Origin of the sequence: Paenibacillus tritici, assembly GCF_018207515.1 — a bacterium.
In the GTDB taxonomy this organism is placed as follows: domain Bacteria; phylum Bacillota; class Bacilli; order Paenibacillales; family Paenibacillaceae; genus Paenibacillus_AQ; species Paenibacillus_AQ tritici.
This window is the reverse complement of the sequence record NZ_CP073365.1, coordinates 4,106,808-4,122,063: the sequence shown is the minus strand read 5'-3', so window position 1 is coordinate 4,122,063 and position 15,256 is coordinate 4,106,808. Positions and strand designations below refer to the sequence as shown.

The following is a 15,256-nucleotide window of genomic DNA, read 5'->3' as shown; positions in this document are numbered from 1 at the left end:
TCATTCTCCTTCTTCATTTGAGGAAATACGGCAAACAAAGGACGGTATTTTGCCGCTGACAGGATCGGCTTCGAGCCTTGAGACGGTTTCTAGGGACAATTTCACCGGCTTGCCCGCCGCTTGGTGAAGAAAAGCGGATAGCCTGGTCTGCACGTCCTCGAACTCGCTTGGCGAGGCTTCAGTCGCCAGCCGGACGGAAAAAGAGGTGAATGTATTCTGCACGATCTGAAATTGGCGGACTCCTCTGGCTGCAGCAAGCTCCCAAAAAAACTTGTCCAAATACCGGAAGACGGCGGAATGCACCTGCGCTCCAGGCAGCCGAATCTGGGATGTTCGAACGGGAAGCAGTTGAAGAAGGAGACGGCCGGTTTCAGGGTCCCTGCGAATACTTCCGATATCCCCTGTCCGGTAACGGACATAAGGCAAACTCCTCATGATCAGCGAGGTGACCAACACTTCGCCGAATTCCCCCTCCTCTACATGGAGTCCGGAGGCCGAATCGATAATTTCCACATATACAGCGGACTCATCGATTTCCAGTTGGCCGCTCTGGCCTGCGAACGCGATACACCAGAACTCTTCCAAACCGTAATAGTCTACGCATGGAACGCGGAACACCTCCTCGATCCGTTCTTTCTGGGAGCCATGCAGCGTTTCGCCCCAGTTCTGGGTAAACAGGAGGGAAGACGGCAACGAATATCCCCCGTCACGCATATATTCGGCCAACGCGCAGAGAGCGGAAGCTCTCCCCTGGATGAAATGAGGATCTTCCCTGATCATCCGTTCTGCATAATGTCTAAGGGACCTGGGCTCTGCCAGCAGACGGTTGCTCAGCAGCAGCATCCGGTGCCTGGACGGCAGCCCCCACTTTTTTCTATGCTTATACAGGGTCAGCGAGAGTCCCCATATCTCCTCCGGGGTTTTCACGCAGCGGAACGGCACTCCGGTAGTTCCCGAGGTGAACGATTCGATCACCCGCCTTGCATCGGGATGTTCGAAAAGGGCGCGGTTGCCTGCGATCAAGTGTTTGTTTGTAATCGGCAGCTGATGGAAATCAACGTCCGTATAAGGGTTATAAAACGGGTACGTCCGGCGCAATTCGTCGGTCAGCTCTTGCAAATGGCCCGGGGTGAACACTTTCATGAAGCCACCTTGCGTTCTACAAAATGCAATACGGCCTGGACGCTTCGGAACGATTCCGGGCGAATATCGTCCACATCCAGCTCAAAGCCGAATGTATCCTCCAGAGCCGACAGAAGCTCCAGTATTTGAATGGAGTCGATTCCCAGATCATCTACCAAAGTATGGTCCAGCTCGACCTCGCTTGTTAGCCTCTTGGCCACAACGGCTATCGTTTCTCTCACCTTAAAGAATAGTTCTTCATGCTCTATGGACATGCTCTTCCTCCTTCACCATAGATTTCAGGGCTTTGCGGTCCAGCTTTCCGCTGGCTGTTCTGGGCAGAGCCGTAACGAAGCGGAATTCCCTGGGACGCAAGGCCGGGGATAGCCGCTTTACGCACCAGGCATGAAGCTCCGGGCTCTTGACAGGCTCTGTGGAAACATCGGATACGACCACGGCAATCAGACGATGTCCCCATTGAAGGTCTTCTACGGCCGACACGGCAGCGTCTGGCACCCCAGGAAAGCTTAATAGGACGCTTTCGACCGCTTCCGGGTATATCGTGTGTCCCCCGACAAGGAGAGCGTTGTCGGTTCGCCCGGTCAAGTGCAAATATCCATCCTCGTCCAGATATCCGGTATCCCGGGTATGCAGGCCGAGGGGGCCTAGTATCTCGCGGGTGCGATCCGGATCGTCATAATAGCCGATCATTACATTCGGCCCTCGAACGACCACCTCTCCACTCTGCCCTGTTGCCGCCTCCCTTCCGTCCTGAACGATGGCCAGCTCGACGCCGTTAATGGGTATCCCGGCGGATTGCGGTTTCGTCCTCAACTGAGTGTAGGGCAAATACGAGACGCGCGGAGAGGCTTCGGTCAGTCCATAGGAAGGCGTCAGCCGCACGTGAGGCAGACGGTCAGCCAAACGAAGCAGCATGACGTCAGGCATCGGGCCGCCGACAATGAGCAACTGCCGGAGCGTGAGCAGATCCTCCGCCGCCCATTTGGCGGAATGGATTAGAGGCAGGATCGCAGACGGCACAGTGCATAAGAAGGTCACCTTGTTCGTACGGACGCACTGGATCATCTCGAAGGGATGCACGAAGCCCCCGCTTAGAACAAGATTGGCTCCAGAGGCCATGGCGGCAAACCATTCCCCAACAATGGTCGAGCAATACCCCAGTGACTTCGAGAGCAGAACGATGTCCTCGTCGCACAGCGTCGTGTAGTCCAGGATTGCGTCCACATTGGACAGCATGTTGTGGTCGCTCAGCATGATCCCCTTCGGCTCTCCCGTCGAACCGGAGGAGAGGAATATCATACGCACGGCCTCTGGCGGCGTGTACCGGCGTACCGGCCGCGGAGCGGCGCTGATTCCTGCAATCGGTCCGCTTGCCATACCTCCATACAGGTAGAATGGCAACTCTTCCCCTTGTATGTTCCATTCCGCGAGGATTGGAAGCTTCTCTTCAGAGACGAACACAGCTTCGGGTTCAAATTTGCGGATGAGGCGAAGCATGTCCTGTTCTGGCATGTAGCTGTGGATGGGGAGCGGAATGCCTCCCGCCAAAATGACTGCCCCGATGACAGCCAGACACTCCGGCGTCGGAGCCATCCAGACGGCCCCGATAAAATTCGGACGCAGCTGCTCCTGCTTCAGCCGTTCAGCGAGAAGGTCCATGCGGTTTCCGAGTTCCGCATAGCTTGTCCAATCGGACTCGCCGCTTCGTGCCGCATAAGTGATTCCCCGGTCATGCCTTCGTGCACGTTGAAACAATTCCCTGAGGGTGCCTGTGCCATTCATGCCAGAACCCCCTCTTTATGAGATGCCTGTCCGGCCACAGATGTATCGCGCTCGAAGGTCGATGCCATAGCATAATACTCAGCCGATTGATTCATGAGCTCTTCGTGGCCGCCTTCCGCCACCAGACAACCGTTCTCCAACACCAGAATACGATCTGCGTTCATAATGGTTTGCAGGCGATGGGTGGCTACCAGAACCGTCTTGCCCGCCATGACTTGGCGTATAGAATCCATGAGTTCAATCTCCGTAAGCTGGTCCAAGGCGGAGGTCGGTTCATCCAGGATAAGAATATCGGGATTGTGCAAGAGGACACGCGCAATAGCCAGCCTCTGCCGCTGTCCGCCAGATAGCTGGAAGCCTCTGTGGTCAATCTTCGTGTTGAGTCCTTCCGGCAGTTGATCCAGCAGAGATCCGAGCCGCGCATTCAGGGCTGCTTGCATGACCATCTCCTCCGTCGCGTCCAGCTTCCCGACAGCAATATTTTCCATAAGGGTGCCCCGGAACAAGTAAGGCTCCTGGAACACGATGCCAACCTTGCGGCTGATCGCGCTGCGGGTCATCTCCTCCAGATTCTGTCCGCCGATTCGAATTTCACCTTCGAGAACGGGCATCATCCCAATAAGTGCCCGGAAAAGGGTGGATTTCCCAGAACCGCTTCGCCCGACGAAAGCATAAATCTTGCCCGGAGACAGCGACAGTGATAGATCCTTCAAGATTTCCGTTCCACCGTACCCGACGCGCAGACTGCACACTTCGATATCGGACGGCGTTGCTTCAAGCTGAGGCTCACTTGCAGGCGAAACCTGCTTCCTCTCGTTTTCCGAATAGGGATCGATCGGGGTCTGGATAAATTGCTCGATTCTGCCCATTGCAACTTCCGCGCCTTGAAGCTCTCTGAAAAAGTTATTAATCTGCTGTACCGGATTCAGAGCGTTTTGCAGATAGGTTACGGAAGCAACCATCATTCCAACGGTCAACATTTGGTGGAGCACCTGATAACTGCCGATCCAATAGATGGCAGCCAGGATCAGGCTAATCACGAAACCACTGATTTGAAACGACATAACGGCATACAGCGTTTCCCGGGTGCTGGCCTTCACCAGCCCCTTGTACATCGTTTCATTCCGCTTCCGCTCCCATCCCTCTAGTCCTAAAGCCCGGATTTCTTGCGAACTTTCGATCGCTTCATAGAGATAGGTTCCGATCTCTTCATTATGGGTTCGAACGGCGGACGAATAACGCGCCACAGGGTTGCGGAACAGCCCTGGCACCCATAAGAGGAAGGGGATGCTAAGCGTTGCAACGATGCCAAGCCGCCAGTCCATATAGTACAGGATTCCGAGGGATATCAGCATCATAAACAGCTGTGAGGTAATCTCGACCAGGATGTGGTTGAGGAAATTTCCCATCGTAGCTGTATCCATCCCGAGCAAGGCCGAGAATTTCCCGGGTCCTTCCTTCTGAATTTCCGGAATGGGGATCTGCCGGACATGCTTCAACAGCTCGTTCCGGATATCCAGCATATTACAGATGCCCAGATAGCGGAACAGACCTACCCGGATAAACAGGAATACGATGGAGAGAACACCTATTCCCAAGGAAAGGCTAAGCAACGGGACAATCAGCTTACGGTTTCCGCCAATCAGCACGTGGTCGATCAGATAGGCGAAGATTAAGGGCTGAAGCATGACGAGTCCCAATTGCAGGAACGTGCAAACATAAGCGATCAAGGTTAAATTCCATTTGATCTTCACGTAGGGAGCAAGACGTCGGAACAGTTTAAACGTGTGCATGATTGTTCCTCCCGGCAAAATGTTGAATAAGCGGCTTCACCCTGCGCATCCATTCCTCCGTGTCACCCTGCGGCTGCCAATCCAGAACCGACAGCGATGATTCACTCAAACAGCCTGTTGCTTCCAATAAGCTGCAATGATAAATTTCGTTCAGCGTTCTCATAGGAGATTCCAGCAGGGCGGTCTCCTCCGCCTCACCCGCTATCTGTCCAAGGGGAGCATTCAGGAGCCTCCTGATCTGCGGCATGATGGTTCGATAGTCGTACATTAGAGCGCCACGCCGCGCTCCTTGCGAGAGAGTGTCGTGAAGCTTCTCATCCAGCAGAACCTCGGTGCAGCTGCGAACCAGCCCGTCCAGATCTATCTTCGGATGTTCACCGGACCAATCTACCTGGACGAAGGAACCGTCCTCGCCGTCAACAAGCAGCTCCCGGAAACCGTCCCAGTTGGTGCAGACCACAGGAAGACCGTAGGCTTTCGCTTCCAGGAGGTTGAAGCCAAACGTCTCTCCCGGATCGGTGGAGAGGTTGACCAGAAGCCTGGATTCCCGGAACAGGCGGTCTTTCTCACTCCCGTGGACGGGACCTGTAAACTCCACGGTTTGCTCCAGTCTATATTCCGCTACGATGGCTTCAAGCCGTTCTTTATACCGGTCCGCTTCATGCAAGGACCCCGTATATTCTCCGGCAATCGTCAATACAGTGTCCGGGACACGCTGCTTTATTTCCGCCATAGCCTCTAAGAGCACATGAATGTTCTTTACCTCTTCCAGCCGGCCGATGGATAACAGACGTTTACCGGCAAGCGGCCGAACCGGCTCCGCAGCTAGCAAGGTGTCGATGCATAACGTGATCTTATGGGCATGCGCATACCGGGGTGAGAGATTAACCAGCGCCTGTCTGCAAGATTCTGTACTGGCAAGCAGCACATCCTGTTCTGTAATCCAAGGCGCACAGGACAGCCAGGTTGTCAGCCAACGGGCGGATGCGACGGAATGGGCAATAACCATGAAGCGAAGCGGAAGCTTGGCGAAGCTCCGAACCAGCATCAAGAAAGGCATGAAATAAGGAGCGTTCACATAAAGCGTATCGATTCCGTATTCCTCGCATAATCGGGCCAGCCGCTCCGATGCTTGCGGAAGCGAAGACATCGGCTGCTTGGAGAACTGGCGAAGCGACCCCCCGAAGATCTTGGCAAAGCGTACCGGCGGAATGCGGATGAGCTCCGTATATTCAGCCAGATACCCTGTCCATTGGTCATCAATCACCCGTTCGTTCAACCGGGGGGAATGGCCGTCGAAGCAGCCCACCCTAGGTCTGCACTCAGCATGCAAATCGAGGTTTCCAGCGATGATAGACATCGATCAATTCCTCCTTCAGCTGTTGCTCCGTCCTGTGCAGCTGCTCCACCTTATCCACCAGCAGTCCGATTTCCCCGGTTCGTCCCGGCATGGACGTACGGATCGCCAGGTATGCGAGCGTACTCCACATTCTTATGAATCCTTCCAGCTGCTCCTGATACAGCTCAGTACCTTGATTAAGCGCTTCCGAAAAATATTGATACAGCAGCCCGTAGCTGTATTTGCGTTTGGCGAGGATGCCGAGCTGGGATACAGCATCCTTCAAGGCCCCGGGCGGATACATATCGGGCGACTCCACCGTCTGCATAATCCTCCGCCTCACCATGCCGGTTAGCGATCGTTCACCCGGATCGGTCTCTATCGTATCCTCGAAGATTCTCGCCACCTCGTGAGCGTCCGGCGCATGGAGCCATTCAGGATGAAGCAGCAGTCCCCCGCCCAGCTCATTGCTCAGAAAAGCATCGTGTACATGGCTCGTGGCCACTAACCCTTCCCATTCAAAATAGCGGTCGTATACCACGAATTGATCGCCCCGCATTCCGTGTACGATGACAAAATGGGGCTGATGCATGGTTTGAAACGTTCTTTTTTGATAGGGCATATGAAACAGGTCGAGCTGTACCAAAACAGGAAGATCCGGATTACGCCGCAGGACCTCCAGAAACTTCTTCAGATTGACGAGCTTTTCGGCCCCGTAATCATACCACTCCATGGCCCCTTCCCCGTACAGGCGGGTGAACAGCCGCAAATATTCGGACGGTGTGATGTCCGATGAGAAATAGGTCAGCTTGCCGTCCTCCGTAACGCTGAATGGCGCGTCCCAAGCACCGATATAGAGCGGCCGATCATCCCATCCGGCTTGCTCCAAGCCATAACCGAGTCCGTTCAGAAAGCAATGGGCTTGCTTCACGTCAAACCTCGGATTTAACGGCCCGTTTGGCCAATATGCGTTGTGAGATCAAGCGCGCGGTGGCGAAGTTCTCCTGCAGAAGCTCGTCGTCCTCGTAAAAAATCTCGTACTGCTGTTCAATCTGCATCATCAGGTTGACCAGCAGCACCGAATCCACGCCTGCATCCTCTAGCGGGGCGTCCCCATTCAATTCCTCCGCCAGCTCCGGTCTGGAGGTCAAATCGGCCACCCGGTCAATCACGAATTGTATGATATCCTGTTCATTCACGTTAATCATCATATCCATCCTTTTCTATGATCTTAAGATTTGACTTGTTGAGGGGATGTGCTCCCCCTTAAGGGCGTGGATGAAATCGACTAAAGAACCGACCGTTTGGAAGACGGCAGGATCCATCTCCTCCTCAGGCACAGTTACGTTGAACACTTCCTCGATGTATACCACCAATTGGAGTACCATGATCGAATCTACGTTTAAGTCTTCGTACAGCCGATCTTCCTCTTTAATGACGTCCGGGAGAGAGAGCTCCAATTGTTCGGACATGAGCTGCCTCAATTGAGATACCGTTTGTTCCTTATCCATGAATACCATACTCCTCTTCTACCAATTGTTTTCGCATAACCTTCCCTGTACCCGTCTTCGGAATGTCCTCCGTAAAAGCAATAAAGCCCGGAACTTTATAAGCAGGCAGAAACCGCGCGCACCACCTCTTCACCTCCTCCTGTGACAGCGCATCGCCCTTCCGGACGATTCGAGCTTTGACAGCTTCCCCCCAGACGGGATGCGGAGCCTTGTGCACGACAGCTTCCTGAACGCCGTCCAGCCTCTGGATGACATCCTCCACCTCGGAGGGAGCTACCTTCAGTCCTGACACATTAATCAGATCATCCATCCGGCACAGAACATGAAGCCTGCCGCTGAGCCAATATCCCATATCTCCGGTAGGAATCCGGCGTCCGCCTGTGGCAATGATTATTTCATCCGGCTGCTCCCGGGTTCCGGGCCTTTCCATTACCATATGCTCCAGCAACATCCCGGCATCCGTAGAACCGGAGGGCCGGTCGCCAAGCGAGATGCAGCCCGCCTCAGAGCACCCGTATTGCTGGATCACCTCCACACCTGCACCCCCAAGCCTGTTCAGCAGTTCTGCAGACATCGGGGAGCCAGAGGATACCATCTTTCTAAGCAGCACCTTCTCTCTCATCAGGCTGAGCAGAATTTGAAAGAGAAAGGGCACCGCATACACCACATGGCGATCATGCTGCTGCATGAGATGCAGGGCGAACTTGGGGTTCTTGTCCGTCACGATAACCGGCTTGACTCCGCGCTTAAGTGCGGAAAGCGTGCCTGTGATTAATCCGAAGGAATGGGACACGGGCACCAGAATGACCGGTTGATCCTCCCCGCTGCAGGGCAGCATCTTGTTGTAGGCCTCGATTTCCATTTGCACATGAGACCAAGACCGTTCAACTAGCTTGGGAGCGCCGGTCGTGCCGGAGCTGAATTGAAGCAAGGACGGCTCCCCATTCATCCGATCCAGGCGTGAGTGTAGAGGGTGAAAGACGGCGCTGCCTCCTGCGTCGGTCAGCAGACCCGTACAGCCTGCGTCTTCGGCTTGCCGGAGAGCGCTTTCAATCGGGGTATCGCCGTTGATCAGAAGCACCGAACCCTCATTCCTGATAATCAGCTCCGTGGCGGCCAGAATATTCGCCGGTTCCTTCATGCATACAGCTGTCCGCCGTTCCTTCCAAACAGAGGAACCCAATAATGCGTATATCGCGTTTATTCGGCGTTCCAGTTCATGCTGGTCATAATGTTCTTTATTAACAATGAACATGGGGTCTCCTTTTCCATGAGATTTTTTTACTTCTTTAGGTATTTTCGCCATATAACGACGCTTTTCCTTCTCTTGTAGTAAATAGTCCTTTCTTGTCATTGCAGCCGCATCTCATAACGAAAAGCACCCCCTATAGTTTTCATCAGCATAAACACCAGGTGTTTATCCAATGTCGACTATAAGGGGTGCACTTTAATGTAGAAGGGGTTCGTTTTTTTACTGACATGAATTGATGGCTGACTTTATTAAGGAGTAGAACAGGTCACCTGAATCACCCGACTGTCTTCGCCGGCCTATAACTCTCATAGTTTACCAAAAAAGCCGCTAACAGATAAATATTCTGAAAGCGGCTTGAAAATCATATCCAATTTTTTAAAACTTTATTTCAATATATGCTTTGAGATCCTATCCTCATTCCAGTCATATACTAAGATACTATTCTCACGATAGTCCAATATAGACCCTTTTATTCCATTAATTCGTGAATAGAGGCCAACGTTTTTGCATCTAAAATATACTGGGAGGTAAGCAAATCGACATACAGGTTTCCTTCTACCGTTTTCTTTGCTGTTGGCAGACCGTCCCCCTCAGGCATATTAAAATTCGATAGTACTCTATCCTTTACTAAACCCTTCTGACTGAACAAGCTTAATTTTTTGGTTTTAGGATTAAATACCATGTAATGATCCCCGGCTTGGAAAGCAAACCCAAGTGGATCGATTGTTCTTCCCCAGATAGCGGAGCCTTTTGGAGATAAAGCTATAAGTTTCTGCGTATTTGCTTGATGTACTGAAAACACAAAAGTACCATCGTCTAGTGCAAAAGCAGTATAAAAGCTGACTCCTGCTCCCTTTGGGAATGTGTATTGGAATGAACGCTGTAAGGAAGAGTTGTACACTTCAACTTTTTGAGCATTGCCCTGCTTGGTTAACATCTCTATGGCGATTTGGTTCTTCGACACAGTAGTTAACTTTCCGGATACCACCTTACTTGCTTTCTGCTTACCACTTTTATCGAAAGCTAGCAGTTGTACCGTTTCTGCACCGATTGTATCCGATTTCTGACTTGCAATAATTAAGTTTCCGTCACTCATGCGGTATAACTTGCCGTCAAATGCTCCTAGATCTTGTCCTACGCGCTTACTCCAATTCTCCTTCCCTGCAGAGCTCACAGAATAAAGAACTTCTGGAAACGAGAAATAGGCATATACCGTACCGTCTGGTGCATAAGCAAAAGGATATTCTGTACTTGGCCATCCGTATCCTGCTTTTGCAAACGAGAATACCCATTTAACCTTTCCGGTTTTGGGATCTACGGCCCGAAGTGTATCGGGTGACCAAACTTTTGTCTCAGAGAATCTTTCTTCTCCAGTGTAAATAACCGCCCCGATTAACGGGTTAGAAACAGCTTTAAAAGGCTGAGCCTAAGTCAAGAATATGACTTTGGGCTCAGCCTTTTTATAAATATAAGAATTTATATGTTTCACACGATAAGTTATCCTTCTATTTCTCGCTGAAACGGGTACCGTCCTTTAAAAGGACGGCAAAGCCGTTTCCACTTGTTCCTAGTGCCGCTCATTGATCTGCTCTCCTAACCATGCGCCTTGGCGGACAAGTCTGCGTTGCAGCTCAGTGATGTCGATACTGCGCGTTTCCCGCGTGCCTGTCCCGGCCAGAATCGCCGCGGCCGTACCGGAGGCTTCGCCCATTGCAAAGCAATTCGGCATGACCCGGGTGGAGCCTTGGGCCGCTCTATCGGTTGATATCGCTCTGCCGGCTACGATTACGTTCTGAATACCGGCCGGAAGCAAGGCGCGATAAGGAATGCCGTGCGACTCTCCCGGCGATAGACGTACCATCGTCATGCCGCTCGTAGGCTTTGCCATATGAATATCAATAAAGTAGGCATTTCGGGCAATATCGTCAGGGAACGAACGGCACGCCAGAAAATCGTCGGCGGTGACGATATAATCGCCGATGATCCGGCGGGTTTCCCGAATGCCGATCTGTTCGCCCGTCAACGTCAGGAAAGCGTTTTCGAATCCGGGAATCGCTTCCCTCAGCCAACCGGTAATGTGTTCAACAAGCGCGCGGCCTTCGATTGCTCCGCGGGTCAGATCATCCGTATTTGAACCATCAATCCCGAATATATGCCCGAAATTGAAGCCCGCCGTATGATTGTTTAGCCAGGAAATACCGGCCCAATCTCTTGCGACGCGCAGCCGCCCTTCACGCTTCGCCTTGTTGATCGCATGTTTCAGATCGTGACTGTGCGTCTCAACACTTGTGAGAAATTTGTTCCGGTCCAGGTTATTCAGAACGAAGCACATCGTCCCCGGCTGCAGCTCTCCATCATCTCCACCTTTGGCGAACTGCCCGCCCGCAAGATAGGTGAGATCCGCATCGCTCGTTGCATCAATGTATATCTTCCCCTTCACCGCCTGGGTTCCGGTCTTGTTGGTAATGACCGCCGCTTCAAGGATGCCGTCCTGCCCAAGAACTTGACCGACGAACGTATGATACAGCACTTTAACGCCAGCCTCCATCATCTTCTCGTCCAATATGCGCTTTAGAATTTCTGCATCAATCGGCACCCAATCCAGCCGATCTTTCCATGCCTCCTGAAACGTCTCCTCCATCTTGCTCTTCATATCAAGCAGAATTTCCAGCCCAATCCCACGGATGACCGGCTTGATCTGATCGGTATACGGGCAAAATGCAGGAACCTGAGAGACTGTTGCCATGCCGCCCAGGTATCCTCTTTGTTCTATCAGCAATACGGATGCCCCGTTTCTTGCCGCTGCGAGCGCTGCCGCTACTCCTGACGGTCCTCCTCCGGCAACGACAACATCCACTTCCGCGTAGACAGGAATATCGCGCTCGGGTATTTTAACGGTTAGTGCCATATCGGTCATTCTGACCACCTCCACCTGATTTCTTCCATTGCAGCTTTAACTTACATCAAACGCGGTGAGACCGAACGCTCTTGTTTTTTTAATTCACTCGGGGCTACGCCCCAATATTTACGAAACACTCTGGCAAAATAGCTGACATCACGATATCCTGCCGCTTCTGCTGCATCATACACCTTAACGCCGCTGTGTAAGAGCTCTTTGGCATGCTCCATACTCCGCTTTAGCAGATATTCTGAAATGGATTTCCCTTCCTCCCGCTTAAACAGCCGGCTAAGGTAAGAGGGATTGACATATAATCTTTCGGCCAGCGTGTGCAAGGTCAGTTCTTCTTTCCCCAGCATTTCCTCCACGGCCTCGATCATTTGTTTAACGAGCCGATGGCTTGAATGTTTTCGCTCGCGTTCCCGGTATTGGGTAATGCGGCTGGCCACTCTTTTGGACCATTCCACGATTTGCTCTTTGGAGAGCAGGGATTCAAAGGACAGAAACATCGAATAATCCTCTTGCAGCACCTCCTGCATCGACCAGCCCCGCGATTGAATCATACGTGTAAATAAGCTGCTCAAATACAGCAAATGCTCGTATACCTTTTGGGTTGAGACAGCCTGGGAGTATACGTCCTTGAAATAGCAGTCTATCAGTTCAGCAACCGCTGCCGCGTGATCCGTATGAACCGCAATCTCCAGCTGTTTTTCGAACTCAGCGTCATAATGAAACGGCTGCTCCTTGTTGGTTACGTCCAGGTAAGGAACGAACACCTCATTGCCGTAAATGGCCCGCTCCTGCAGCGCACGGCATGCCTGCCGGTAGGACAGCGAAACATGATCCCATGAGCCTGGGGTCCCGAGTCCGGCGCTGGCGGTAAGCTTCAGACACTCTTTAACAATGTTGAAGAGACGGGGAACGTCAACATTGATCCGCTGGATGATATCTGGAGCCGATTCCTCCGGTTGTCCCAAAAAGAGCAGCACGGTTGCTCCGTCCGCATCATTAAAGACCCGGCAGTCTTCATGCTGTAAGCATTCAGCCGCTATGCATTCCAGCGAAAACTGCAGCAAGGCTTGATCCGAAGACGTAAATCGTTCGCCTTGCTCGTGAATCGGATCAATTTCACATACGGCTACAGCAAACCAGCTATAGAGGGCAAGCTCCAGATTCAGCTCCTCCATATGCTTCTTGAGCTCCCAGTCCGCGTACCGGCCCTGTATCCAGTTTCTATAAAAATCATCCTGGAGCTGAGGCAGGCGGTCATGCCATTTCCGCTCCAGCTCAATCATACTGTGCTTTTCCATCAGTTCCTCTCGAATCTCTTCCGCAGCCGCAAGAATAGCATTCAAGATTTCATCGTCTCCGGCCGGCTTCAGCAAGTACTTCATGACGCCAAGCCCCACAGCAGCCTGCGCATACGGGAAATCGTCATGGCCGCTTAAAATCACGAATTTCATGTGCGTTTCCTGCTGCAGCACCGTTCTCGCCAAGGTCAACCCGTCCATCTCCGGCATCTCGATATCGAGCAGCACGATATCGGGCTTCCTGCGTTCTATCATGGACAGCGCTTCTAAGCCGTTCTCGGCAAGCGCTACCACCTCGATGCCATGCTCATTCCACGGTATATTGTTGGCCAGACTATTCAAAATTCGAATTTCATCTTCAACAATCATGAGATTCATGCTCCGCTTCCCCTCTCTCCTCCCGGCAGCGGTCTGCCGGTAAATCGATGATCGCCACCGTTCCGTTCCCTTCCTCGCTGACGATCTTCAATTCCGCCGTCTCCCCATAGTAAATGGCGATTCGAGCCTGGACATTGAGCAGCGCAAAAAACTCGGAGTTCTTCTCGGGGGGCGTCGTGTAATCCCCGAATCTGATTCTTGCCAAGGCCTGTTGAATCCGCATATGCCTCGGCCTTGGAATCCCTCTTCCATTATCGGTTACCTGGATGATCAGCCGGTCATTAGACACATCGGTGCAAATGCTTAATACTCCGCCTTTTTTTCGTTTCTCCAATCCATGCAATATGGCATTCTCAACCAGCGGCTGAAGCAGCAGCTTCAAAATATGCAAATGATGGCTATCCTCGGAAGCGCAGTACTCCACCGTAAACCGGTCGGCAAAACGGATTTGCTGAATGCGAATATAGTAATGAAGGTGCTTGAACGTTTCCTCCACTGTAAACGACTCCTGCCCTTTGCTCAAACTCAGCCTGAAGAAGTTCGACAAGTTGAGCACCATCGTACTGATCTCTTCCGCTTCATAATTTTTGGCCGTCCAATAAATCGAGTCCAGCGTGTTGTACAAGAAGTGGGGATTAATCTGAGCCTGCAGAAATTTGAGCTCCGTCTTGGTCATTCTGAGCTGTTGCTCATAGATATCCTTGATCAGATGACGCTGCTGACTCGCCGTTTCGTTGAAAGCATCCGTTAAATACCCCAACTCATCCTCCCGCCCGTTCTCCAGCCTGATATTCAGATTGCCTTTACGCAGCTGCCGCATGCCGGACACAAGTCTTGATATCGGAGAAGCAATTCCGCTGTAGATAAACCAGGCAATCCAGACGGCAAGCACGACGCTGAGTGCAATAATGCAGTACGCAAAAATTTGCAGCGGCCTCGACTTATTGTAAATCTCACGCTCGGGCTGGATCAGCAGCAGCGACCATCCGCTTCGGGGAGAAGTCACCCGCAGAATCAAATTTTTCTCATCCGTTTCCGGGGTTTCCCGGACAACAACACTGCCTGGCTGGACGTCCCTCCATTCGAAAGACAACGTTTCTGCAGAAGCATTCGATACGATCAACCGCTCCCGGGCATCAAACAGATAGACCTTGGAGCTGCTGTTCGCCAGCAAATGGGACAACGAGCGGAGCAACTGATTCTTCGAAATCGACAGCATGAGGACATTTTCGCCTTTTTCGGCGCGATAGAAATCCAGAAGCCTCATCATAATGAGCTGATTCCGGTTATAGATAGGATCCGGGTGTCCAGACAAATTTTCTTCATGGCGTTCTGACAAGTAGTATATGCTTGCGCCATTTGCCTTCAGAGCCTCATCGTACCATGGTTCAGGGTTTTGGGATTCCCGGTGCAGCAGCCCGAGCTTGGTTGCGATCAGCGAGTTGGAGGGACGATGATAAATCATGGCGTCGCTTAAATATTCATTGACCATGGTTATATTCGTAATCTCTTCCATGACACGCGTGAAGTCCATAATCGCCCCGGAGGTCAGGGTCTTCTCCTGATGAGACAGCAGGGTGGATAAATTGGTATCGGTTGCGATTAAGGTGGACAGATTATGGATGCTCTTTAAGGTCAGGTCAACAAACTCCAAAGCAGAGTTCATGGCACTGAGCGTGCGCTCGCCAAGCTCCTGCTCCAAAATCCGCTGAGACTTTACATTGGCAAACATGCTGAACGCCACCAGGGGCAGCAGGATGAGAAGAAAATAACAGGTTAGCCTAAACTGAATCGACTGCTTCAAAACGCTGCGGAATTGCGTCAGCCACTTCATACGATTCCTCCACGA

13 protein-coding genes are annotated in these 15,256 nt (G+C 52.0%); all 13 read right to left on the bottom strand.

Going from position 1 to position 15,256, the window contains the following annotated elements; translation table 11 throughout:
• Complete coding sequence (locus KDC22_RS17610) at window positions 1-1,143, bottom strand: phenylacetate--CoA ligase family protein (RefSeq protein WP_173137101.1); 1,143 nt, start codon at window positions 1,141-1,143, stop codon at window positions 1-3.
• Window positions 1,140-1,397 carry an acyl carrier protein gene (locus tag KDC22_RS17605; RefSeq protein WP_173137103.1) on the bottom strand — a complete coding sequence of 86 codons (258 nt, stop codon included), beginning with the start codon at window positions 1,395-1,397 and terminating at the stop codon, window positions 1,140-1,142. Before KDC22_RS17605 ends, KDC22_RS17610 begins: the two co-directional genes overlap by 4 nt.
• Window positions 1,381-2,925 (bottom strand): class I adenylate-forming enzyme family protein, encoded by a 1,545-nt coding sequence (locus tag KDC22_RS17600; protein ID WP_173137105.1) that lies wholly within the window; start codon window positions 2,923-2,925, stop codon window positions 1,381-1,383. Before KDC22_RS17600 ends, KDC22_RS17605 begins: the two co-directional genes overlap by 17 nt.
• Window positions 2,922-4,718, bottom strand: a complete 1,797-nt coding sequence (locus KDC22_RS17595) for an ABC transporter ATP-binding protein (RefSeq protein ID WP_211719844.1) — start codon at window positions 4,716-4,718, stop codon at window positions 2,922-2,924. The genes KDC22_RS17600 and KDC22_RS17595 overlap by 4 nt, the downstream gene beginning before the upstream one ends.
• On the bottom strand, window positions 4,705-6,078 hold the full coding sequence (locus tag KDC22_RS17590) for a glycosyltransferase family 4 protein (protein WP_211719843.1): 1,374 nt from the start codon (window positions 6,076-6,078) through the stop codon (window positions 4,705-4,707). The genes KDC22_RS17595 and KDC22_RS17590 overlap by 14 nt, the downstream gene beginning before the upstream one ends.
• A complete protein-coding gene (locus tag KDC22_RS17585) occupies window positions 6,041-6,946 on the bottom strand; it encodes a DUF6005 family protein (RefSeq protein WP_211719842.1) in 906 nt (301 codons plus the stop codon). Before KDC22_RS17585 ends, KDC22_RS17590 begins: the two co-directional genes overlap by 38 nt.
• Before the next feature lie 43 nt (window positions 6,947-6,989).
• Window positions 6,990-7,268 (bottom strand): acyl carrier protein, encoded by a 279-nt coding sequence (locus KDC22_RS17580; protein WP_211719841.1) that lies wholly within the window; start codon window positions 7,266-7,268, stop codon window positions 6,990-6,992.
• A gap of 12 nt (window positions 7,269-7,280) precedes the next feature.
• Window positions 7,281-7,568: a phosphopantetheine-binding protein gene (locus KDC22_RS17575; RefSeq protein WP_173137115.1), complete on the bottom strand. Its 288-nt coding sequence runs from the start codon at window positions 7,566-7,568 to the stop codon at window positions 7,281-7,283.
• The gene (locus tag KDC22_RS17570; protein WP_211719840.1) at window positions 7,561-8,709 is read right to left on the bottom strand and encodes an AMP-binding protein; all 1,149 of its coding nucleotides are present in this window, start codon (window positions 8,707-8,709) and stop codon (window positions 7,561-7,563) included. The genes KDC22_RS17575 and KDC22_RS17570 overlap by 8 nt, the downstream gene beginning before the upstream one ends.
• A gap of 580 nt (window positions 8,710-9,289) precedes the next feature.
• Window positions 9,290-9,916: a hypothetical protein gene (locus KDC22_RS17565; protein WP_211719839.1), complete on the bottom strand. Its 627-nt coding sequence runs from the start codon at window positions 9,914-9,916 to the stop codon at window positions 9,290-9,292.
• A gap of 471 nt (window positions 9,917-10,387) precedes the next feature.
• Window positions 10,388-11,737: an FAD-dependent oxidoreductase gene (locus KDC22_RS17560; protein ID WP_246552718.1), complete on the bottom strand. Its 1,350-nt coding sequence runs from the start codon at window positions 11,735-11,737 to the stop codon at window positions 10,388-10,390.
• Between the two features lie 41 nt (window positions 11,738-11,778).
• On the bottom strand, window positions 11,779-13,407 hold the full coding sequence (locus KDC22_RS17555; protein WP_211719838.1) for a response regulator transcription factor: 1,629 nt from the start codon (window positions 13,405-13,407) through the stop codon (window positions 11,779-11,781).
• Window positions 13,388-15,241 (bottom strand): sensor histidine kinase, encoded by a 1,854-nt coding sequence (locus tag KDC22_RS17550; protein WP_211719837.1) that lies wholly within the window; start codon window positions 15,239-15,241, stop codon window positions 13,388-13,390. The genes KDC22_RS17555 and KDC22_RS17550 overlap by 20 nt, the downstream gene beginning before the upstream one ends.
• Between the last annotated feature and the right edge of the window lie 15 nt (window positions 15,242-15,256).

What these genes read in the sequence shown, in the direction of transcription:
- KDC22_RS17610 (WP_173137101.1), bottom strand. Translation starts at nt 1,143, where the DNA reads ATGAAAGTGTTCACCCCGGGCCATTTGCAAGAGCTGACCGACGAATTG.
- KDC22_RS17605 (WP_173137103.1), bottom strand. Translation starts at nt 1,397, where the DNA reads ATGTCCATAGAGCATGAAGAACTATTCTTTAAGGTGAGAGAAACGATA.
- KDC22_RS17600 (WP_173137105.1), bottom strand. Translation starts at nt 2,925, where the DNA reads ATGAATGGCACAGGCACCCTCAGGGAATTGTTTCAACGTGCACGAAGG.
- KDC22_RS17595 (WP_211719844.1), bottom strand. Translation starts at nt 4,718, where the DNA reads ATGCACACGTTTAAACTGTTCCGACGTCTTGCTCCCTACGTGAAGATC.
- KDC22_RS17590 (WP_211719843.1), bottom strand. Translation starts at nt 6,078, where the DNA reads ATGTCTATCATCGCTGGAAACCTCGATTTGCATGCTGAGTGCAGACCT.
- KDC22_RS17580 (WP_211719841.1), bottom strand. Translation starts at nt 7,268, where the DNA reads ATGATGATTAACGTGAATGAACAGGATATCATACAATTCGTGATTGAC.
- KDC22_RS17575 (WP_173137115.1), bottom strand. Translation starts at nt 7,568, where the DNA reads ATGGATAAGGAACAAACGGTATCTCAATTGAGGCAGCTCATGTCCGAA.
- KDC22_RS17570 (WP_211719840.1), bottom strand. Translation starts at nt 8,709, where the DNA reads ATGAAGGAACCGGCGAATATTCTGGCCGCCACGGAGCTGATTATCAGG.
- KDC22_RS17565 (WP_211719839.1), bottom strand. Translation starts at nt 9,916, where the DNA reads ATGAGTGACGGAAACTTAATTATTGCAAGTCAGAAATCGGATACAATC.
- KDC22_RS17560 (WP_246552718.1), bottom strand. Translation starts at nt 11,737, where the DNA reads ATGACCGATATGGCACTAACCGTTAAAATACCCGAGCGCGATATTCCT.
- KDC22_RS17555 (WP_211719838.1), bottom strand. Translation starts at nt 13,407, where the DNA reads ATGAATCTCATGATTGTTGAAGATGAAATTCGAATTTTGAATAGTCTG.
- KDC22_RS17550 (WP_211719837.1), bottom strand. Translation starts at nt 15,241, where the DNA reads ATGAAGTGGCTGACGCAATTCCGCAGCGTTTTGAAGCAGTCGATTCAG.